This window comes from Micrococcus sp. HSID17227, assembly GCF_003989405.1.
In the GTDB taxonomy this organism is placed as follows: domain Bacteria; phylum Actinomycetota; class Actinomycetes; order Actinomycetales; family Micrococcaceae; genus Micrococcus; species Micrococcus luteus.
The window spans coordinates 1-20,407 of the sequence record NZ_RBLN01000007.1 but is presented as its reverse complement, the minus strand read 5'-3'; the positions used below and the strand labels follow the sequence as shown (position 1 = coordinate 20,407).

The following is a 20,407-nucleotide window of genomic DNA, read 5'->3' as shown; positions in this document are numbered from 1 at the left end:
CCCGCACCGTCGCGGGGACGGTGCGGGCGCCGTCGTGGTCGCCGGTGGGCGCGGGGTCAGCCGTCGATCTTCGCCGCGGCCTGCTCCTGCTTGCCGAAGACCGGGTTGTGGACCTCGCCGAGGTTGATGTGCACGGCCTGCTGGTCGGTGTAGAAGTCGATCGAGCGGTAGCCGCCCTCGTGGCCCAGGCCGGAGGCCTTCACCCCGCCGAACGGGGTGCGCAGGTCCCGCACATTGTTGGAGTTCAGCCACACCATGCCGGCCTCCACGTTCTGCGCGACGTTGTGGGCGCGCTTGAGGTCGTTCGTCCAGATGTACGCCGCGAGGCCGTACTTGGTGTTGTTGGCCAGCTCGAGGGCCTCCTCGTCCGAGTCGAACGGGGTGATGGCCACGACCGGGCCGAAGATTTCCTCCTGGAAGATCCGGGCGTCCGGGGCCACGTCCGCGAACACGGTGGGCTGCACGAAGTTGCCCTCGGGGAAGCCCTCCGGGCGGCCGCCGCCGGCCACCAGGCGAGCCTCGGTCTTGCCGATCTCCACGTAGGACATGACCTTCTCGAAATGCTCCGGGTGCACGATGGCGCCGACCTCGGTGGTCTCGTCGTCCGGCAGGCCGACCTTCACACGGGAGGCCTGGGCGGCGTAGCGCTCCACGAACTCGTCGTAGACGGAACGCTGGACCAGGATGCGGGAGCCGGCGGTGCAGCGCTCGCCGTTCAGGGAGAACACGCCGAAGATGGTCGCGTCGATCGCCGCGTCCAGGTCCGCGTCCTCGAACACCACGGCCGGGGACTTGCCGCCGAGCTCCATGGACAGGCCCTTCAGGTGCGGGGCGGCGTTGGCGAAGATGATCTGGCCGGTGCGGGACTCGCCGGTGAAGGAGATCAGCGGCACGTCCGGGTGCTTCACGAGCGGGTCGCCCGCGTAGCCCTCCTCACCGAAGCCGTGCACCATGTTGAACACGCCCTTCGGCAGGCCGGCCTCTTCGAAGATCCCGCCCCACAGGGAGGCCGAGAGCGGGGTGAACTCCGCCGGCTTCAGGACCACCGAGTTGCCGGTGGCGATGGCCGGGGCCAGCTTCCAGGACTCCAGCATGAACGGGGTGTTCCACGGGGTGATCAGGCCGGCGACGCCGATCGGCTTGCGGTTCACGTAGTTGATCTGGCGACCCGGCACCTTGAAGGTGTCGTCGTGCTGGGCCACGATCAGGTCCGCGAAGAAGCGGAAGTTCTCGGCGGCGCGAGCGGCCTGGCCCCTCGCCTGCTTGATCGGCAGGCCGGTGTCGAAGCACTCCATCTCGGCCAGCTGGTCGCCGCGGGTCTCCATGATGTCGGCGATCCGGTGCAGCACACGGGAACGCTGGCGCGGCAGGGCCTGGGACCATTCGCCGGACTCGAAGGCCCGCTTCGCGGCGGCGACGGCGCGGTCGATGTCCGCGGCCTTGCCGGAGGCGGCCGTCAGGTACGGCTCGTTGGTCACCGGGTCGAGCACCTCGAAGGTGTCGCCGTCGATCGAGTCGACGAACTCGCCGTCGATGTAGTGGCGCAGGACGTCGGGCAGGCCCTCGGGCGTGCGGGCCTCGATGCTGGTCTTCTCCGTCATGGTGTCTCTTTCACTGAGTGCTTCGGGTGGGTCTGATGATCGGGGCCTGGAGCCGACGGCGTCGGCGCCGGTCCGGCCGGCGGTCACGCGGACGGTTCGGCACCGTGCTCCAGGTAGGCGCGCAGGGTGTTCAGGCGGTGGGCGCGGGCGGCGGCCTCGATCTCCTCGAAGCGCGCCCCGTCCTCGATCAGGCGCAGCAGGTGCTCGTGCTCGTCCACGGAGGCCACCGCCCGGCCGGGCACGTACGCGAACGTGGAGGAGCGCAGCGCGGCCAGGCGGTTCCAGCCGCGGTGCACCAGGTCGTGCACGTGCTCGTTCTGGTGATGCTCGAACAGGATCGAGTGGAAGCGGCGGTTGAGCTCGGTGAACGTCACCGGGTCCCAGGCCGTCTCCGACTCCGTCATCGCGCGCATGGTCGCGTTCACCTCGCGGGCCGCCGCGAGGTCCTCGGCGGTCACGTGCGGGGCGCACTGGGCGGTGGAGAACCCCTCCACCAGCGCCAGCGTCTCCATGGTGTGGCGGTACTCGACCGGGTCGATGCCCACCACGGTGGCGCCCACGTTGCGCTCGTAGGCCACCAGCTTCTCGGACTGCAGGCGGCGGATCGCCTCCCGCACGGGCACCACGGACATGCCCAGCTCCGCGGCGATCTGGGACAGCACCAGCCGGTCGCCCGGCTCGTGGCGCTGGTCCCGGATCCCCTCGAGGATCGCCTGGTAGGCGCGGTCCGCCTTGGAGACGGGGGCGCCTGCGAGGCCGACCGTTCCGATGTCCGTGCGGCGCATGCTCAGGCGTCGCCCTCCGGGGCCGGGGCGTCCGGCAGGGTCTTGCGGTACTCGGCGAACTTGGCCTTCCACTCGGCGTTCGGGGGGAACATCCCGTCCACCGGGTAGCCGGCCTTGACCTGCTCGTACGCCCAGGCGTCCTGGAGCTCCTGCTCGTAGGCGTCGTCCACAACCTCCTGGAGCAGGGACGGCGGGATGACCACCACACCGTCGTCGTCGCCGACGATGATGTCGCCGGGCTGCACGGTGGTGCCGCCGCAGGCGATGGTGCCGCCGACCTCCCACGGGATGTGACGGCGGCCCAGCACCGCCGGGTGCGTGGCGCCGGCGTACACCTGGAGGCCGACCTCGGCGACGGCGGCGGAGTCGCGGATGCCGCCGTCCGTGATCACGGCGTTCGCGCCGTTCACCTGGGCGCGCAGGGCCAGGACGTCCCCGAGGGTGCCGGTGCCGTGCTCGCCACGGGCCTCCATGACCACCACGTCGTCCGGCTGCACCGAGTCGATCGCCCGCTTCTGGGCGTTGAAGCCGCCGCCGAACTCCTTGGCCAGGTCCTCGCGCTTGGGGATGTAGCGCAGGGTCTTGGCGTAGCCGAGGACGCGCCGACCCCGGTGGATCGGGCGCGGGCCGTCGATGGTCGCGTTCTGGACGCCGCGCTTCTGCAGCTGGGCGGTGAGGGTGGCCACCGCGATGGCGTCGATCTTGGCGCGCAGCTCGGGGGTCAGCAGGGAGCGGTCCGGCTGCGGGGCGCTCGCGACCCAGTGGCCGTTCTCGTCCACCGCGGACGACGACGGCGCCGCGGCCTGCGGGGCCAGACCGGCGGCCTCGCGGGAGCCCCAGGCCTCCTCGCGCTGCACGTCGTCCACCTGCGGCTGCGCGCCGAACGGGGCCAGGGAGTGCTCCGAGTCGACGACCGTCGTCACCAGGCGGCCGGTGGTCGGTGCGCCGGGGGCGCTGGGGGCGTCCACCTCCACCTCGACGACGTCGCCCGGCTGGGCCACGGAGGACCCGGCGGGGGTGCCGGTGAGGATGACGTCGCCCTCCTCGAGCGTCATGAGCTGCGAGAGGTCGGCCACGAGCTGGCCGAACGGGAAGACGAGGCCCTCGGTGGTGTCGTCCTGGACGATCTCGCCGTTGACCCAGGTGCGCACGCGCAGGGCGGCCGGGTCCAGGCCCGCGGCGGAGATCACCGCGGGGCCGAGCGGGGTGTAGCCGTCGCCGGACTTGTTCTTGACGTTGGAGCCCTTGTCCGCGTGGCGGAGGTCGTAGAGGCCCCAGTCGTTGGCGGCGGTGATGCCGGAGACGTGCGACCAGCCCTCCTTCGGGCTGACGCGCCGGGCGGTGCGGCCGATGATCAGCGCGATCTCGCCCTCGTAGGCGAGCAGCTCGGTGCCGGCGGGGCGCTCGATGGTGTCGCCGGTGCGGGCGAGGGAGGTGCCGGCCTTGAGGAAGTAGCCGGGGGCCTGCGGGGACCGGCCGCGCTGGGCGATGCGGGAGGGGTAGTTCAGGTGGACGGCGAGCACCTTGCCCGGCCGGTTCTCCCGGACGGTGAAGTCGTGCTCGGTGACGGTGGGCGTGGGATCCGGTGTGCTCTGCGTCATGGTCGAGATCGTATACGATCTCGCGGGCCCGGGGAAGAGGTCGCACGTCCGGCAGACGCGCCGGGCCGACGTCGTCGTGGGCGCCCGCCGCGGCTCAGCGGGCCCGGTCGATCGACTCGTTCACCGCCGGGGCCAGGCGCCGCACGCCCTCCACGAGCTTCTCGGCCGCCACGAACGAGTACGCCAGGCGCAGGGTGGAGTGCGTGCCCTCGACGGGGGTGAAGGCCGCCCCCGGCACGAACACCGCGCCCGCCTCGATGCCGCGGTGCATCACCTCGAGGGTGTCCACCCCGGCCGGCAGGGTGGCCCACAGGAAGAAGCCGCCCTGCGGGGTGATGAACTCGACCGCCGGGTCCCAGTGCTCACGCACCGCGTCCACGAGCGCCGCGGCCCGCTCGCGGTACAGCCCGGTCACGTGGCGGACGTGGCCCTGCCAGTCCAGCTGCGTGACGAAGGCGGTGGAGAGCATCTGCGAGTACGTGGACGCGTGGATGTAGGCGGACTCCGCGCACAGGTAGAACTCGCGCTTGAGCGCGGCCGGCACGAGCGCCCAGCCGATGCGCACGCCCGGGGAGAAGATCTTGGACATCGTGCCGAGGTGGACCACGTTGTCCCGGTGGTCTGCGGCGATCGGGGCGACGGGCTCGCCGTCGAACGCGATCTGCCCGTACGGGTTGTCCTCCACGATGAGCACGCCGTGCTTCTCGCAGATCGCGCCCACCTCGGCGCGGCGGCCCGGGGGCAGCAGGGCGCCCGAGGGGTTCGCGAACGAGGGGATCGTGTAGAGGAAGGCCACGCGGCGGCCCTCGGCGGCCAGGCGGGTCAGGGTCTCGTCGAGGGCCGCGGGCACCAGGCCGTGGTCGTCGGTGCCCGTGGCCACGGCCTCGAGCTGCCAGGTGGTGAAGGTGGTCAACGCGCCCACGAACGTGGGGTCCTCCACCACGACGACGTCGCCCGGGTTCGCGAACGCCCGGCAGGCGGTGTCGATCGCGGCCTGCGAGCCGGGGGTGATGACCACGAGGTCGGGATCCGCGTCCGGGATGCCGTCGGCGGCCATCACGGCGGTCGCGGCGGCACGCATCTCCTCGGTGCCCTGGCCCGGGCCGTACTGCAGGGACTCCGTGCCGAACCGGGTCATCAGGTCGGAGGCGATCCGGCCCAGCTCGTCGAGGGGCAGGTCGGCGAGCCACGGGTTCCCGCCCGCGAGCGAGATGAGGTTCGGGTCCATCGCGATGTCGAAGACGTCGCGGACCGCGGACTGCTTCACGCCGACGGCGCGCTGGGACAGGTGATCTCGGAGGTTCCGCACGCTCGGCACCCTATAGCACGGCGCGGCCGTGCCCGAAGGTCCGATGACGGGCGACGACGGCGGGTCGCGCGGTCAGGGGGCGCTCGGCTCCTGGGCGGGGGACCACGTGCCCTGGGTCGGCTCGGCGGGACCCCACGACGACTCCTCGGCCGGAGCCCAGGTCGAGGGGTCGGCCGGAGCCCACGTGTCCTCCGACGACTCGCCCTCCGGCGCCCACGTCTGCTCGCCGGATCCGTCGCTCGGCTCCCCACTCGGCGTGGGGTCCCCCTGCGGGACGTCCACGGACTCGCCGAGGCGGAGCGGTTCGAGCCCCAACACGTCGTCGAGGTCCCGGCCGTCCACCTCGAGTCGGACCTGGCCCGCGGACGTGAAGGCGGCGGCGGTCGCCTGCAGCTGGGCGCGGATCCGTTCGGCCGTGCACTCGTCCTCCGGCGTCACGGTGCCGGTGAAGGTGAAGATCTCCACGTCGCCCTCGCGGCGGTGCCCGGTCGGGATGAGGCTTTCGCGCACGTCGAACACGGCGTTCCACAGCGACGGGTCGCCGTGCCAGCCGCGCTCGTCCGCGAACAGGAAGTCCAGGGCGGTGTCCGCCTCGTCCTCGGTGTCCGTCGGCACGGTCTGCACGGGCACCAGCAGATCGCCGCAGCCGAAGGGCCGGCCGCTCGTCCCCGGGACCGCCTCCGCCTCGGCGACGGCGAGGTAGACCGTCAGCGGCTGATACCCCTCCGTCGCGGGCAGGGGCACGCCGTCGTCGGACGCCGAGTCCTCGGCCAGGTCGGGGGCGACCGCGCAGCCGGCCAGCAGGCACGCGGCCGCCACGGCACCCGTGAGCCGCAGGGCGCGGGAAGGGGAGGTCGGGCGCATCGGGTACTCCTGGCGGTCGGGGGTCGGCGGCGTCGGACGGGCCGACGGCCTCTCCATGCTACGGCCGCCCGCCTCGCCCGCCGCGAGCGGATGTGAGGCCTCCCGCGGGTCGGAAGGGGCCCGCGGGCGGACGGCCGCGGCGGGCTAGGCTGGAGACCATGCCCGTGAGGAACCGTCGCGCCGCCGCCCTGCCCGCCAAGCTCAGCCGCTCCTGGCTGCTGGTCAACGCGGCCACCCCCGACGCGTTCGCCCCCGCCCTGGCCTCCGAGGCCGACTCCGTCATCTTCGACCTCGAGGCCGCCGTGCCGGAGGAGCAGAAGGACGCGGCCCGCCAGCACGTCGTGGACGCCCTCTCCGGCGGCATGACGGCGTGGGTGCGCATCTCCGCGACCTCCACGGACCACTGGCAGCGGGACCTCGAGGCGCTCACGGGTCTCGACGGCGTGCGCGGCGTCGTGCTGGCCGAGACCGAGGAGCCGGAGCAGGTCACGTTCACCGCCATGCGGCTGCGCGCCGGCACCCCGGTGATCGCCCTGCTGGAGTCCGCCCTGGGCATCGAGAACGCCACGGCCGTGGCCAAGGCGCCGGGCACGTTCCGTCTCGCCTTCGGCGTGAACGACTTCCGCAAGGACGTCGGCGTCGGCGAGGACCCGCTGGCCATGGCCTACGCCCGCTCCCGCATGGTGATCGCCTCCCGCGTGGGCGGTCTGCCCGGGGCGATCGACGGACCGCCCGGCAACACGGACGGTGAGGACGCGGTCATCCGCTCCTGCGCCGTCACCGCCTCGATGGGCATGACCGGCCGCCTCGTCCTGAACCCGGATCAGGTGGACTGGGTCAACCGGGCGATGTCCCCGTCCGAGGACGAGCTCGCGTGGGCCCGCGACCTGCTCGAGAAGCACGCGCAGGGCGCCGCCGTCGGCGACGGCTCGTACCTGCCCCGCGTGCTGCGCGCCCAGAAGATCGCGGACCTCGCGGACTCGTACGGGCTCTGGAACGCGTGAGCACGGCCGGGGCGCGCGCTTGAGTCCCCGCACCGACGGGTGGCTCCGCCCATGATGGCGTGGATCGACGGGCTGCCGCTGCTGTGGTCCATCGGGTTCTTCTGGATGCTGGCGATCCTGCGCACCCTGATCGTGTTCTCGCTCGGGCGGGGGCTGGCCTCCGGCGTTGAGCGGACCCGATGGTTCGCCCGCGTGATGGAGGGTCCCGTCTATGTCCGAGCCCAGCGCTTCATCCAGCGCCACGGGGTGTGGGCCATCCCGTTCTGCTACCTCACGGTGGGCATCCAGACGGCGGTGATCGGCTCCGCCGGCGTCGCCCGCATGCCCTGGCGCCGGTTCCTGCCGGCGGCCGCGCTCGGCACGTTCCTGTGGGGCGTGGTGTACGGGACCGTCGGGATGGCCGTGGTGTGGGCCGTCATCGGCGCGGCGCTCGGAGAGGGCCGGGGCGCCCTCGCCCTCGTGCTGATCCTCGCGGCCGTGGCCGCGTTCGTCGTCTGGCGCCGACGCCGCACGCTGCGCCGGCACGGGGCCGGGTGACGTCGTCGTCCGTGACGCGGGCCGGGCTTCGCCGCCGGGGGACTAGAGTTGACCGCGTCTTCGCCCTGGCCAGCCGCCCCGCGGCCGGGGCCGCCACCCCTTCGGAAGGACCACCATGAGCGACGAGCGCGCCCGCAGCTTCTCCGCCTCCACCGCCTCCGCCGCCGACGACGGCGCCCGCGGCACCGGCACGACCCGCGTCAAGCGCGGCCTGGCGGACATGATGAAGGGCGGCGTGATCATGGACGTCGTCAACGCGGAGCAGGCGCGCATCGCCGAGGATGCCGGTGCCGTGGCCGTCATGGCGCTCGAGCGGGTCCCGGCCGACATCCGCGCCCAGGGCGGCGTGGCCCGCATGTCCGACCCCGACCTGATCGACGGCATCGTCGAGGCCGTGTCCATCCCCGTGATGGCCAAGGCGCGCATCGGCCACTTCGTGGAGGCCCAGGTGCTGCAGGCGCTAAAGGTGGACTTCATCGACGAGTCCGAGGTGCTCTCCCCGGCGGACTACGTGAACCACATCGACAAGTGGGACTTCGACGTGCCCTTCGTGTGCGGCGCCACCAACCTCGGCGAGGCCCTGCGCCGCATCACCGAGGGCGCGGCCATGATCCGGTCCAAGGGCGAGGCCGGCACCGGCGACGTCTCCGAGGCCGTGAAGCACATCCGCACCATCCGCAAGGAGATCGCCCAGCTCCAGGGCCTGGCCCAGGATGAGCTGTACGTGGCCGCGAAGGAGTTGCAGGCGCCGTACGAGCTGGTGCGCGAGGTCGCCGAGACCGGCACCCTGCCCGTCGTGATGTTCACCGCCGGCGGTGTGGCCACCCCGGCCGACGCGGCCCTGATGATGCAGATGGGCGCCGACGGCGTGTTCGTGGGCTCCGGCATCTTCAAGTCCGGCAACCCGGCCGAGCGCGCCCGCGCCATCGTCAAGGCCACCGCCCAGTTCGACGACCCGATGGCGGTCGCCGAGGCCTCCCGCGGCCTGGGCGAGGCCATGGTGGGCATCAACGTGGGCGACCTGCCCGCCCCGCACCGCCTGGCCGAGCGCGGCTGGTGAGCCGCGGAGCCCCGGGTGCCCGGAGGCCCTAGGGTCGGGGCCATGGTGAGTCCACAGAAGACCGTCGGCGTGTTCGCGCTCCAGGGCGATGTGCGGGAGCACGCCCACGTGCTCGGGTCACTGGGCGCGCGCACGCGCCCGGTGCGCCGCCCCGCGGACCTCGAGGGTCTGGACGGCATCGTGCTGCCCGGCGGCGAGTCCTCCGTGATGGACCGCCTCGCCCGGATCATGGGGCTCAAGGACCCGCTCATCGCCGCCCTCCGCGACGGCCTGCCCGCCTACGGCACATGCGCGGGGCTGATCATGCTGGCCCGCGAGATCCGCAACCCGGCGCCGGATCAGGGTGGGCTCGGCGTGCTGGACGTGGCCGTGCGGCGCAACGCCTTCGGCGCGCAGGTCGACTCGTTCGAGGAGGACCTGGACGTCCCCGCGGTCGCGGCGGAGCCGGTGCACGCCGTGTTCATCCGCGCCCCCGCCGTCCTCCAGGCGGGGGAGGGCGTCGAGGTCCTGGCGAGCGTGCCGGCGTCGCGTCTGTCCGTGCCCGCGGCGGACCCGGGGCTCGACGGCGACGCGCGGCTGCCCGTGGCCGTGCGGCAGGGCCACCTGCTCGCCACGGCCTTCCACCCCGAGGTGACCGGCGACTGGTCCTTCCACCGGGCGTTCCTCGCGGGGCTCTGAGCGGCCGGCCGGCCCCGCGCGCGACGGGCGCGGGGCTCAGGCCTCCGCGAGCACCTCGGAGGTGACGCGGACGTCCTTCCGGGGGTCCAGGCCGAGCTCGTCGGCCACGGCCGTGGCGACGGAGGGCAGGGTGAGCACGCCGTCGTGCGCGTTGAGGCCCCCGGCGAAGCCCTCGTCCGCGGCCAGCGCGGCGCGCCATCCGAGGTCGGCGATGCGCTTGATGTAGGGCAGCGTCGCGTTGGTCAGGGCCGAGGTGGAGGTCTGCGGCACGGCGCCGGGCATGTTGGAGACGCAGTAGTAGATCTTGTCCCCCACGAGGTACGTCGGATCCTGGTGGGTGGTGGCCCGCGAGTTCTCGAAGCAGCCGCCCTGGTCGATCGCGATGTCCACCAGCACGGAGCCGGGCCGCATGGACTCCACCATCTCGGCGGTCACCAGCTTCGGGGCCGCGGCGCCGGGGATCAGCACGGAGCCGATCACGAGGTCCGCGTCCGCCACGGTCTCGCCGATGTTCAGGTGGGACGAGGCCAGCGTGCGGATCCGACCCTGGTGGACGGCGTCCAGCTGCGCGAGCCGCTCGAGGGAGATGTCCAGGACGGTCACGTCCGCGCCCATGCCCGCGGCGATCACGGCCGCCGCCTCGCCGGCCACCCCTCCGCCGATCACGGCCACCCGGGCGCGGCGGGTGCCGGGCACGCCGCCCATCAGCACGCCCGAGCCGCCCTGCGGCTGGAGGAGGTGGTAGGCGCCCGCGGCGGGGGCCAGGCGGCCGGCCACCTGGCTCATGGGGGCCAGCAGCGGCAGGGAGCGACCGCGGGTGACTGTCTCGTAGGCGATCGCCGTCGTCCCGGCGTCCAGGATCGCCCGCGCGCACGCGGGGGAGGCGGCCAGGTGCAGATAGGTGAAGAGGACCTGGCCGCGGCGCAGGCGACCGTACTCCTCCGGCTGCGGCTCCTTGACCTTGAGGACCAGCTCGGCGCGCTGCCAGAGCTCGTCGACGTCGTCGACCAGCTCGGCGCCGGCGTCGCGGTAGTCCTGGTCCGAGGCGCCGGAGCCGACGCCGGCCCCCGACTGCACGAGGACCTGGTGGCCCGCGCGCACCAGCTCCTGGACCCCGCCCTGCGTCAGGGCCACACGGAACTCGTTGTTCTTCACTTCGGTGGGCACGGCGACCAACATGCGGCGAATCTAGCCCATCCGGCCCGTTCCGGCGAGGGCGCGGGGGCCGCTGCGCGGTCGCCGGTGCCGCCGTCACCGCGGTGCCCGTCCCGTCATACTGGTGCGGTGACTCCCGCGCTGATCTCCCTCGTGGCCGTGCTCCTGCTCCTGGTGGGGCTGGTGGGCACCGTGTACCCCGTCCTGCCCGGCTCGCTGCTCAACCTCGTGACGGCTCTCGGGTGGGCCGCGCTGCTGGGTTCCCCCGCGTCCTGGACGTTCGGCGTCATCGCGGCCGGTCTCGCCGTGGCGGGGCTGAGCGCGTCCGCGGTGCTGACCGGCCGACGGCTGCGACGTGAACGCGTCACCCGCGGCCCGATCCTGTGGGGGGTGGCCGGCGCCGCCGTCGGGTTCTTCGTGATCCCGGTGGTGGGTCTGTTCCTCGGCTTCGCCGTCGGCCTGTTCGCCTCCCAGTGGGCCCGCACCCGGGACGCCCGGGCCGCGCTCAGCAGCTCGATCGGCGCGCTCACGGCCATGGGCATGGGCATGCTCGTGGAGTTCTGCTGTGCGCTGGGCTCGCTGACCGCCGTGGGCGTGGGCGCCCTGGTGCACGGCGTCACCGCCTGAACCACCGGAGCCGTCCGTCCGGCGGGACCCCGCGCGCGCCGGACCCTTCGCCGGCTCAGCCGCCGGCGGGCACCCTGCCGGTCTGGGCGAGGGCGGCGAAGCCGAGGACGTGCTCCCGCAGCTCCTGCGCGGCCGCCCGGCCGTCCCCGGCGGCGGAGGCGGCGAGGATCCGCCGATGGTCGGCCTGCAGGCCGGCGCGCACGGCGGGCCAGTCGGACAGCCCGGCCACGGTCTCGGTCACGTAGCCGATGGTCGCCTGGCGCAGGGAGTCCAGCATCATCGCCGTCACGACGTTCCCGCCCAGGGTGGCCAGCCGCACGTGGAACTCGGTGTCGAGCAGGTAGAAGTCCTCTTCCGGCAGCGCGGGGTCGTCCATCCGGTCCAGCAGGGTTTCCACCTCGGCCAGGACGGCGACGCTCTCGGGGTCGCCGGAGGTGGCGGCGGCCGCCTGCGCCGCATCGGTCTCGAGGAGCACGCGCGCGGCGACGACGTCGGCCATCGGCAGGGACCGGGTGGCGATGTGCAGGCGCAGCGCCCAGCCCAGCGCCGCGGACGGCTCGGAGACGACGACGGCGCCCGAGTTCGGCCCGGAGCCGGCGCTGGCGCGGATCAGGCCCATGGCCTCGAGCATCCGGGTGGCCTCCCGCACGGACGCCCGGGAGATGCCGAAGCGTTCGGCCAGGGTGCGTTCGCCGGGCAGCTTGTCCCCCACGGCCACGGCGCCGGAGCGCAGCTCGGCCTCGAGCCAGTCGAGCACGATGGTGTAGGCGGGGGCAGCGGTCATGGACGGACCTTCCGAGGGGGCGGGGCGGCGACCGTCCATCCTACCGATGGACGCCGCCCCGCTCGGGTGGTGCAGGCGGTCAGCCCGCCGCCGGCAGCATCCACGCCAGCACGTTGGACTGCAGGTACACGAGCGTGCACACCGCCAGCAGGAGCACGAGCGACCACACCACCACGCGGCGCAGGATCTCGGACTCCCGGCCCTCCATGCCGACCGCCGTCGCGGCGATCGCCAGGGACTGCGGGGAGATCATCTTGCCCACGACGCCGCCGGAGGTGTTGGCGGCCACCAGCAGGGCCGGATCGGCGCCGATGTTCGTGGCGGCGGTCTGCTGCAGGGTGGAGAACAGGGCGTTCGCGGAGGTGTCCGAGCCGGTCACGGCGGTGCCGAGCCAGCCGAGCACGGGGGACAGGAACACGAAGGCCGTGCCCAGGCCGGCCACCCACGTGCCCATGGCGACCGTCTGGCCCGAGAAGTTCATGACGTAGGCCAGCGAGAGCACGATCACGATCGTCAGGGCGGACCAGCGCATGCGGGCGAAGCAGCGGCCGATCTCGGCGATCGCGTTCCCCACCGAGAGCGGGAACCGGCCGTCGTGGTCGAACCGGGAGTAGACCACGGCCATGATCAGGCCGGCGATCAGCAGCAGCGTGCCGGGGGAGGCCAGCCACTCGAACTTGTACACGGTGCTCGCCAGGGGCGCGCCGGAGGCGTCGACGAGGTGCCCGTCGAGCCCGGGCCACGGGATCTTCGCGGTGACGGAGTTCAGGGCCGCGGTGATCGGGGGGGCCAGCTTGGCCAGGGCGAACACGGCCACGACCACGATGTAGGGCAGCACGGCCATGAAGATCCGGCCGGGGGTGAGGTCCTGCGCCGCCGAGCGGGCGGGGGCGCCGAGGCGCTGGCGGGCCTCCTCGGCGCCGCGCGGCCGCCAGAAGCGCAGCAGCAGGACGGCGGCGGCGAGGGAGACCAGGGAGGCCACGACGTCGGTGAGCTCGTAGGAGAAGTGGGTCGAGGCCAGCCAGATGGCGACGGCGAAGCTCGCGCCGATCACGATCAGCGCCGGCCACGTCTGCCGCACGCCGCGCAGCCCGTCGATGATGAACACGAGCAGGAACGGCACGAACACGGCCACGAACGGGGCCTGGTGGCCGACGATCGCGCCGATGTGCGTGGCGGGGATGCCGGTGAGCGTGCCGGCGGTGGTGATGGGGGTGCCCACGGCGCCGAAGGCCACGGGCGCGGTGTTCGCCAGCAGCACGGCGGTGGCCGCCCGCAGCGGGGGCACGCCCAGGCCGAGCACCATGGTGGCCGTGATGGCCACGGGGGCCCCGAAGCCGGCGAGGGCCTCGAGCAGGCCGCCGAAGCAGAACGCGATGAGCACGGCCTGGATGCGGATGTCTCCGCCGCCGAGCGAGTCGAAGATCGCGCGCATGTCGTCGAATCGTCCGGAGAGCACGGTGACCTGGTAGAACCACAGCGCCATCACGACGATCCAGACGATCGGGAACAGGCCGAAGGTCGCTCCCTGGGCGGCGGCCAGCGCCGCCAGGTGGGCCGGCATGTGGAAGCCCAGCACGGCCACGAGCAGGGCCACCACGAGCGCGGCGAGTCCCGACTGCCAGGCCTTGAGGCGCAGGCCGAGGAGGGTGGCGAAGAACGTCAGCAGGGGCAGGACGCCGAGCGCGGCGGAGAGCGCGACGCTGCCGGCGGCATCGGGGGTGGGGGTGAAGGTGTGCACGGGGGTCTCCCGGTGGGCGAGGGGACGGGGCGGAATCCGGTCGGGCCGGTGATGGTCGGACCACTGTGGTCAGACCAAGGAGCGTACTGTGAGGGCGGTCACCTCGCAAGCGGCTGGCATGATATGGTCTGACCACTACGGCACCCGTGTGCTGCCGCACCGCACGGCGCCCCAGGCGCCCCGTCCGGAACGGAGACCGGCATGAGAATCGCCCTGTTCGCCACGTGCATCGTGGACGCGATGTACCCCAAGGTGGCCCTCGCCACCGTCCGCATCCTCGAGCGGCTCGGCCATGAGGTGGTCTTCCCGCCCGGCCAGGTCTGCTGCTCGCAGATGCACGTCAACAGCGGATACATGGAGGACGCCCTGCCCGTCGTGCGCAACCACGTCCGCACCTTCATGAAGGCCGACTACGACCTCGCCGTCGCCCCCTCCGCCTCCTGCGTGGCCTCGCTCGGCCACCAGCAGCCAGACGTCGCCCGCTCCGGCGGGGACGAGGGTCTGGCCCGCGACGCCGAGGTCGTCGCCTCCCGCACCCTCGAGCTGTCGCAGCTGCTCACGGACGTCCTCGGGGTGACGGACGCCGGGGCCCAGCTCGGCTCCTGGTTCCCGCACACCGTGACCTACCACCCCTCCTGCCACGGCATGCGCCTGCTGCGCCTGGGCTCGCGCCAGGAGGACCTGCTGCGCACCGTCGCGGACATCGACCTGCGCCCGCTGCCGGACGCCGAGGAGTGCTGCGGCTTCGGCGGCACCTTCTCCCTGAAGAACCCGGACGTCTCCGCCGCCATCGCGGAGGAGAAGATCGAGAAGGTCACCGCGTCCGGCGCCTCCCTCTGCACGGGCGGCGACGCCTCCTGCCTGCTCCACCTGGACGGGGCCATGCACCGTCGCGAGGCGCGCGGCCAGGACGGCCGCCCGCTGCGCACCGTGCACCTCGCCGAGATCCTCGCGGCCACCCGGGAGAACCCGCTCGAGGTCGACGGCCCCGTCGAACTGTCCATCCCCGCGTCCGCCGGCGCCCGCCGCGGACCGTCCGCCCGTGTTGAGGAGGCCCGCCGATGAGCACCGCACCCACCCGCGTGCGCCTGGGAATGCCCACCGTCCGCCCCGTCCACGGCGAGGGCGAGATCCTGCTGAACACCCCGTTCCCCGAGTCCGCCCGCGAGCAGCTGAAGAACGGCCAGATGCGCGCCAACATCCGCCGGGCCACCCACACCATCCGTGCCAAGCGTGCCGGCGTCGTCGAGGAGCTGCCGGACTGGCAGGAGCTGCGCGCCGCCGGCTCCGCGCTGAAGCAGTCCGTCATGGCGGACCTGCCCGCGCTCCTCGAGCGGCTCGAGTCCGAGGTCACCGCACGCGGCGGCGTCGTGCACTGGGCCCGGGACGCGTCCGAGGCCAACCGCATCATCACGGAGCTCGTCACCGCCAAGGGCGTGGACGAGGTGATCAAGGTCAAGTCCATGGCCACCCAGGAGATCGGCCTGGACGCCGCGCTCGAGCATGCCGGCGTGGCCGCCGTCGAGACGGACCTGGCCGAGCTCATCGTCCAGCTCGGCCACGACCGGCCCAGCCACATCCTCGTCCCGGCGATCCACCGCAACCGCGAGGAGATCCGGGACATCTTCCTCCGGGAGATGCCGGAGACGGACGAGAGCCTCACCTCCGAGCCGGCCGACCTGGCCGAGGCCTCACGCCGACACCTGCGCGAGAAGTTCCTGAGCACGAAGGTGGCGATCTCCGGGGCGAACTTCGGCGTCGCCGAGACGGGCACGCTCTCCGTCGTCGAGTCGGAGGGCAACGGCCGCATGTGCCTGACCCTGCCGGAGACGCTGATCACCGTGATGGGCATCGAGAAGCTCGTGCCCACCTTCGAGGACCTCGAGGTGTTCCTGCAGCTGCTGCCGCGCTCGTCCACGGGCGAGCGGATGAACCCGTACACCTCCATGTGGACGGGCGTCACCGAGGGCGACGGTCCCCAGGAGTTCCACCTGGTCCTGCTGGACAACGGCCGCTCCGCGGTGCTGTCCGACCCGAAGGGCCGTTCCGCGCTGCACTGCATCCGCTGCTCGGCGTGCATGAACGTGTGCCCCGTGTACGAGCAGACCGGCGGCCACGCCTACGGCTCGGTCTACCCGGGCCCGATCGGCGCGATCCTCTCCCCGCAGCTCACCGGTGTGGACGCGGGGGAGAACGGCACCCTGCCCTACGCCTCCACGCTGTGCGGCGCGTGCTACGACGTGTGCCCCGTGGCCATCGACATCCCCTCGATCCTCATCCACCTCCGGGACGAGGACGTGCAGGCCACCCACGCCGCCCGGAAGGCGCTGCGCACGGAGGAGGACGCCGCTGCCGGCCCCCTGGCCCGCGCCAAGACGGCGGTGGAGTCCGTCACGCCCTCGCAGATGGACGTGGCGATGAAGGGCGCCTCCGTGGTGATGTCCTCGGGTCGGCGCATGTCGCTGGCCGAGCGGGGCCTGGGGTTGGGCCGGGTCGCGGCCGGGCCGGACCGGGTGCTCGGCTGGCTGCCGGGCATCGCCGGCGGGTGGACCGACGAGCGTGACGTGCCGGCGCCCCCGCGGGAGTCCTTCCGCAACTGGTGGGCCCGCCACAAGGATGAGACCGAGCACCGAGTCGCCATGGACGGCGTCACCGGGCTGGACCGGCCGGAGGACGAGCACGTCGAGGAGGACGGACGATGAGCGAGGCGAAGGCCGAGATCCTGCGGCGCATCCGCGAGGCGACGGCGGACGGGCCGGTCGCGGACCCGGTGCAGCGCACCTACCGGCGGACCTCCTCCCGGGACCGGGCCGAGGTGGTGGAGATGCTGCGTGACCGGCTGATCGACTACCGCGCCTCCGTGCGGGACGAGACCGAGGAGACGGTGGCCGCGGCCATCGCCGAGCTGCTCGGCCCGGACGCCCGGTACGTGGTGCCGGCCGGCCTGGAGCCGGACTGGCTCCCCGCGGACTCCCGCGGGGCCGGCCGGGAGCGCATCACGGAGCCCGCGGTGGGCCACACGGGGGAGCGGGCCGCGGTCCGCGGCGCCCACGACGGCGAGCGCGAGCCCCTCAGCGTGGACGCGCTGAACGAGGTGGACGCGGTGGTGACGTCCTCGACGGTCTCCTGCGCGGAGACCGGGACGATCTTCCTCAGCGGCCGCCCGGACGAGGGCCGCCGGGCGATCACCCTGGTCCCGGACCACCACGTGTGCATCGTGCCGCTGGACTCCGTGGTGGAGCTCTTCCCGGAGGCGCTGGCCCGCGTGGAGGCGACGGCGCCGATCACCATGATCTCCGGGCCCTCGGCCACGAGCGACATCGAGCTCGAGCGCGTCGAAGGCGTGCACGGGCCGCGCCGCCTGGACGTGATCCTGCTCGACCGCGCTCGCTGACGCGGGCGCGGTCGGGCAGGGGATCGAGCGGGTCAGGCCCCCTCGACGACGGCGCCGCCGGTGCGGCCCGTCTCGAGGTGGGCCTGACGCTCCCGCACGCCGCTGTACAGGGCGACGAACAGCAGCGCGAGACCGGCGGTCACGAGCATGCGCCCGAGCCCGGCGATGCCCGGGATGGCGGCCGAGGTCTCGGCGGGGGTCAGGCGGACGACCGCGTCGAGGGCGAGGACCACCAGGGTCACGGGCCGCCCCCGGCGGAGGCCTCAGATGATCGAGCGGCCCTCCCGACGGGCCGCGGCCCAGTCGGCGACGAAGCCGCGGGCGATCGAGACGAGGACGGCCAGCACGAGGACGGGCCACATCAGGACGTACAGGGTCAGACCGACGGTCATGCGGATGCTCCTTGCGAGTCGGGGGACGGGGGGATCAGGACGCGGGGGCCGAGGTGCGCTCGACCTGCGGCAGGTCCTCGGTCGCGGGGTCGAAGTCGCCGGTCACGCGCGCGATCCGGTCGAAGTCGAAGTCCCGGCCGGAGCGGACGGACAGCCCCCAGCACACGAGGAAGGACACGGCGTAGGCCACGAGCGAGCCCGTGAGGGTGGCGTAGTCCCGCAGGAAGCCGTAGCCGAGGAACAGCATCACGACCGAGGCGATCGCGCCGACCACGACCGCCGGACGCAGGCCGAAGAAGCCGAAGCACATGATGCCCAGCACGACGCCCACGCCGAGGATCGCGAGGGTCTCCACCACGAACGCCCAGGCTCCCTCGATCGGGATCCACTCGAAGCGCACGGGCAGGAACACGGCCAGCGCGGCGAGCACGGACACCGTGAACGCGACGTTGGTGATCCTGCCCCAGTAGAAGGACGCGATCACGGGGAACACGAGGCAGCCCCACAGGGCGCCCACGAAGACCAGCAGGTCGAGGATGTCGAACTTGGCGGTGGCGAAGTACAGGGCCGCCGCCGTCGCCACGATCATGGTGATGCGGCCGATCAGCAGCATGGTCTTCGGGTCGGCGTTCTTGCGGCCGACCGACTGGCCGTAGACGTCCGTCATCACGATCGACGAGAGGGCGGACAGGTCCGAGTCGGCGGTGGAGGACAGCGAGCCGATGATCATCAGGAACGCCAGGGCCACGAGCGCCAGCGGCAGGTGGTCGGCGACCATCTGCGGCAGGAGGTTGTTGACGTCGCCGTCGAGCGGCTCGACGCCCAGGTAGAGCGCCATGACGCCGAGCATGCCGACGCCGATCACGGTGCCGCCGTAGCCGAGGGTGGCCGTGATGAAGGTGGGCTTGATGAGGTCCTCACGCACGGCGAAGAGGCGCTGGGCGATGGTCTGGTTGCCGATCGCGTAGGCCAGCACGGCGGCGATGTACGGCGCCCCCTGGTTCATGAACGCCTCGGAGGAGAAGAAGCTCTGCTGCTGGGCCGTGACGTGGCCGGCCTCGACGCCGGCCTGGAACATGCCCGGGCCGCCCGCGGCGAAGAACACGGCGGGGATGATGATGACGGTCGCGCCGAGCATGGCCATCACCTGGGCGAAGTCGGTGAGCACGGAGGCGCGGAAGCCGGACCACAGGGTGTACAGCAGCACGCCCGCGGCCACGATCAGGATGCCCGCGCCGAAGGACAGCGGGGACAGCAGGGAGATCAGGGCGCCGCCGGCGATGAAGTTGGAGGTCAGGGAGATGACGGAGCCGAGCACGGGAGACGCCGTACGTGTAGCCGGCGGTCACGGAGGCGTACATGGAGGCGGCCCAGATCCAGGTGGCCGTCATGGAGGCGGCGGACACGCCGAAGCCGATCCGGTTGCCCGCCGTCATGTAGGCGTCGGCGTTCTCCTTCTTCTTGGAGATGGCCACGGACATGATCATGGTCCCGCCGTAGAACAGCACGACGAGCAGGATCACCCCGATCACGCCGAGCTGGGTCAGGGATGCTGCGTCCTGGGAGGGCGGCATCGAACTTCCTTTCGCGCGAGTGACTACGGACGTCCCGATCTCCCGGCGCGGTCCGGTCCGGGCATGGCTCCGCAGGGCGGAGGGTGGCGTACCGATCACGTCGCGGCCAGGGGCCGGGGAGGTGGAGGGCATCCCGCCGGGTCCCGAGTCCACGAACGGCGAGCTCTCTGCTCAAGCCATCGCGGTCCCTCGGCCCTGGGCGGCGCTGTCAACACCGGCATCCTGGCGGAACGAGCCCACCCGGATGGCGCGATCATCACATGGTCGGCGCAGAAATGGCAAAAACATAGAGCCCTTTCAGCAGGGTGGGGACCATGAGTGCCCGGCGCAGAAGCCGGACAGAATGGGCGGATGACCGTTCCTTCCGGCTCCCCGGCCGCTTCCTCCGCCCCCGCTTCCCCACGACGGCGCCGCGCCCTGGCGGCGGCGCTGGCCGTCGCCGTCGTGGTGCAGCTGGTGGTGCTGTACCTGCCGGGCGAGCAGGTGCCGGAGGCCGGGTTCGCCGTGCCCGGACTGGACAAGGCGATCCACGCGGCCGTGTTCGCGCTGCCCGCGTTCCTCGCCGTCGCGCGGGGGCAGAGTGGGTGGTGGGCCCTGCCGTTCGCGGTGCACGCGCCGGTGAGCGAGCTCGTGCAGCACGCGTGGGTGCCGCTGCGGACGGGGGACCCGGTGGATGTCGTCGCGGATCTGGCGGGTGTGGTGCTCGGCGTGGTCGCCGCGCGGCGTCGCCGGATTGGAGGATCGGGGGCGTCGGGCGTATGATGGTCCGGTGCACTCCCGCGGGAGGGCATGACCTGGGGCTATAGCTCAGTTGGTAGAGCGTTTCGTTCGCAATGAAAAGGTCAGGGGTTCAATTCCCCTTAGCTCCACGGACCGTCCCGGTCCGCGATCCTCGAGGTCGCGGGCCGGGACTTTCTCGTGACGGGGGCGTGAGCGCCTGCCCTGCCCTCACCCCCGGGAGGGGGGCCGGCGCTTCCGGGGGGACCCCCCGGGTGTCTACAGTGCCGGGGTACGTCAGCGCGGACGTGATGCGGTCGTGTCACCGCAGGTCAGTCGCGCTTCTGCCGCCCCGCACGGGGCCGTTCGGCCCGGCCCGGGCCGGGAAGGGGACGCCGATGCGCATCAGCGTGCTCACCCACATGCTCCACCCCATCCGTTCGCCCTACGAGGGCGGGCTGGAGATGCACACGGCCATGACCGTGGAGCACCTCGTGCGCCGGGGCCACGACGTCACCGTCTACGCGCGGGAGGGCACCCGGCTGCCGGGCGACGTCGTCGCCGTGCTGCCCGCCGAGGGCGCC

At 72.8% G+C, this 20,407-nt stretch carries 19 protein-coding genes, 1 tRNA gene and 2 pseudogenes; 11 read left to right on the top strand and 11 right to left on the bottom strand.

From position 1 onward, the window contains the following. Positions 1–56 precede the first annotated feature (56 nt). The 5 genes from hpaE to D8M29_RS01085 form a co-directional block, all read right to left on the bottom strand. Positions 57–1,601 (bottom strand): 5-carboxymethyl-2-hydroxymuconate semialdehyde dehydrogenase, encoded by a 1,545-nt coding sequence (hpaE, locus tag D8M29_RS01105; protein WP_036339693.1) that lies wholly within the window; start codon positions 1,599–1,601, stop codon positions 57–59. Positions 1,602–1,684: 83 nt separating this feature from the next. Further along, positions 1,685–2,386: a GntR family transcriptional regulator gene (locus D8M29_RS01100; RefSeq protein ID WP_036339691.1), complete on the bottom strand. Its 702-nt coding sequence runs from the start codon at positions 2,384–2,386 to the stop codon at positions 1,685–1,687. A gap of 2 nt (positions 2,387–2,388) precedes the next feature. Beyond that, a complete protein-coding gene (locus tag D8M29_RS01095) occupies positions 2,389–3,987 on the bottom strand; it encodes a fumarylacetoacetate hydrolase family protein (protein ID WP_049146557.1) in 1,599 nt (532 codons plus the stop codon). 94 nt (positions 3,988–4,081) lie between these two features. Continuing rightward, positions 4,082–5,296 (bottom strand): PLP-dependent aminotransferase family protein, encoded by a 1,215-nt coding sequence (locus D8M29_RS01090; protein WP_127435124.1) that lies wholly within the window; start codon positions 5,294–5,296, stop codon positions 4,082–4,084. Positions 5,297–5,368: 72 nt separating this feature from the next. Continuing rightward, entirely contained in the window at positions 5,369–6,160 is a 792-nt protein-coding gene (locus D8M29_RS01085; protein ID WP_127445760.1) for a GerMN domain-containing protein, read from the bottom strand. Between the two features lie 158 nt (positions 6,161–6,318). On the opposite strand from D8M29_RS01085, the gene D8M29_RS01080 reads away from it, so the two are divergent. The 4 genes from D8M29_RS01080 to pdxT all read left to right on the top strand — a co-directional run bounded on the left by D8M29_RS01080 (position 6,319) and on the right by pdxT (position 9,439). Next, positions 6,319–7,164: a CoA ester lyase gene (locus D8M29_RS01080; protein WP_036339679.1), complete on the top strand. Its 846-nt coding sequence runs from the start codon at positions 6,319–6,321 to the stop codon at positions 7,162–7,164. A 51-nt stretch (positions 7,165–7,215) separates the two neighbouring features. Next, positions 7,216–7,701, top strand: coding sequence for a DedA family protein (locus tag D8M29_RS01075; protein ID WP_060974159.1), 486 nt, complete (start codon positions 7,216–7,218; stop codon positions 7,699–7,701). Positions 7,702–7,816: 115 nt separating this feature from the next. Continuing rightward, the gene (pdxS, locus tag D8M29_RS01070) at positions 7,817–8,761 is read left to right on the top strand and encodes a pyridoxal 5'-phosphate synthase lyase subunit PdxS (RefSeq protein ID WP_127435428.1); all 945 of its coding nucleotides are present in this window, start codon (positions 7,817–7,819) and stop codon (positions 8,759–8,761) included. A gap of 42 nt (positions 8,762–8,803) precedes the next feature. Beyond that, entirely contained in the window at positions 8,804–9,439 is a 636-nt protein-coding gene (pdxT, locus tag D8M29_RS01065; protein WP_036339672.1) for a pyridoxal 5'-phosphate synthase glutaminase subunit PdxT, read from the top strand. A gap of 36 nt (positions 9,440–9,475) precedes the next feature. Here the strand turns inward: pdxT and ald are convergent, their stop codons facing one another. After that, the gene (gene ald, locus D8M29_RS01060) at positions 9,476–10,618 is read right to left on the bottom strand and encodes an alanine dehydrogenase (protein WP_127445759.1); all 1,143 of its coding nucleotides are present in this window, start codon (positions 10,616–10,618) and stop codon (positions 9,476–9,478) included. 105 nt (positions 10,619–10,723) lie between these two features. Between ald and D8M29_RS01055 the strand changes: the two genes are divergently transcribed. Further along, positions 10,724–11,221 (top strand): DUF456 domain-containing protein, encoded by a 498-nt coding sequence (locus D8M29_RS01055; protein ID WP_036339666.1) that lies wholly within the window; start codon positions 10,724–10,726, stop codon positions 11,219–11,221. A 55-nt stretch (positions 11,222–11,276) separates the two neighbouring features. On the opposite strand, the gene D8M29_RS01050 is transcribed toward D8M29_RS01055, so the two are convergent. Continuing rightward, complete coding sequence (locus D8M29_RS01050) at positions 11,277–12,005, bottom strand: FadR/GntR family transcriptional regulator (RefSeq protein WP_127445758.1); 729 nt, start codon at positions 12,003–12,005, stop codon at positions 11,277–11,279. Positions 12,006–12,084: 79 nt separating this feature from the next. After that, on the bottom strand, positions 12,085–13,746 hold the full coding sequence (locus D8M29_RS01045) for an L-lactate permease (RefSeq protein ID WP_127435195.1): 1,662 nt from the start codon (positions 13,744–13,746) through the stop codon (positions 12,085–12,087). Positions 13,747–13,947: 201 nt separating this feature from the next. Between D8M29_RS01045 and D8M29_RS01040 the strand changes: the two genes are divergently transcribed. Genes D8M29_RS01040 through D8M29_RS01030 form a run of 3 tightly spaced genes read left to right on the top strand, consistent with a single transcriptional unit; the run spans position 13,948 to position 17,140 of the window. Further along, entirely contained in the window at positions 13,948–14,811 is an 864-nt protein-coding gene (locus D8M29_RS01040; protein ID WP_036339657.1) for a (Fe-S)-binding protein, read from the top strand. Continuing rightward, complete coding sequence (locus tag D8M29_RS01035; RefSeq protein WP_127435196.1) at positions 14,808–16,448, top strand: lactate utilization protein B; 1,641 nt, start codon at positions 14,808–14,810, stop codon at positions 16,446–16,448. The genes D8M29_RS01040 and D8M29_RS01035 overlap by 4 nt, the downstream gene beginning before the upstream one ends. Then, the gene (locus D8M29_RS01030; protein WP_044658796.1) at positions 16,445–17,140 is read left to right on the top strand and encodes an LUD domain-containing protein; all 696 of its coding nucleotides are present in this window, start codon (positions 16,445–16,447) and stop codon (positions 17,138–17,140) included. The genes D8M29_RS01035 and D8M29_RS01030 overlap by 4 nt, the downstream gene beginning before the upstream one ends. A 32-nt stretch (positions 17,141–17,172) precedes the next feature. On the opposite strand, the gene D8M29_RS01025 is transcribed toward D8M29_RS01030, so the two are convergent. The 3 genes and pseudogenes from D8M29_RS01025 to D8M29_RS01020 all read right to left on the bottom strand — a co-directional run bounded on the left by D8M29_RS01025 (position 17,173) and on the right by D8M29_RS01020 (position 19,106). Then, positions 17,173–17,382, bottom strand: a complete 210-nt coding sequence (locus D8M29_RS01025) for a hypothetical protein (protein ID WP_127435197.1) — start codon at positions 17,380–17,382, stop codon at positions 17,173–17,175. Positions 17,383–17,403: 21 nt separating this feature from the next. Next, positions 17,404–17,532, bottom strand: a complete 129-nt coding sequence (locus D8M29_RS14065; RefSeq protein ID WP_036383231.1) for a putative transporter small subunit — start codon at positions 17,530–17,532, stop codon at positions 17,404–17,406. A gap of 34 nt (positions 17,533–17,566) precedes the next feature. Then, positions 17,567–19,106, bottom strand: a pseudogene (locus D8M29_RS01020) (sodium:proline symporter). Between the two features lie 351 nt (positions 19,107–19,457). On the opposite strand from D8M29_RS01020, the gene D8M29_RS01015 reads away from it, so the two are divergent. The 3 genes and pseudogenes from D8M29_RS01015 to D8M29_RS01005 all read left to right on the top strand — a co-directional run. Further along, the gene (locus D8M29_RS01015; RefSeq protein WP_127435198.1) at positions 19,458–19,868 is read left to right on the top strand and encodes a VanZ family protein; all 411 of its coding nucleotides are present in this window, start codon (positions 19,458–19,460) and stop codon (positions 19,866–19,868) included. 34 nt (positions 19,869–19,902) lie between these two features. Beyond that, positions 19,903–19,975, top strand: a tRNA-Ala gene (locus D8M29_RS01010). Between the two features lie 246 nt (positions 19,976–20,221). Beyond that, positions 20,222–20,407, top strand: a pseudogene (locus D8M29_RS01005) (glycosyltransferase); the annotation flags it as partial.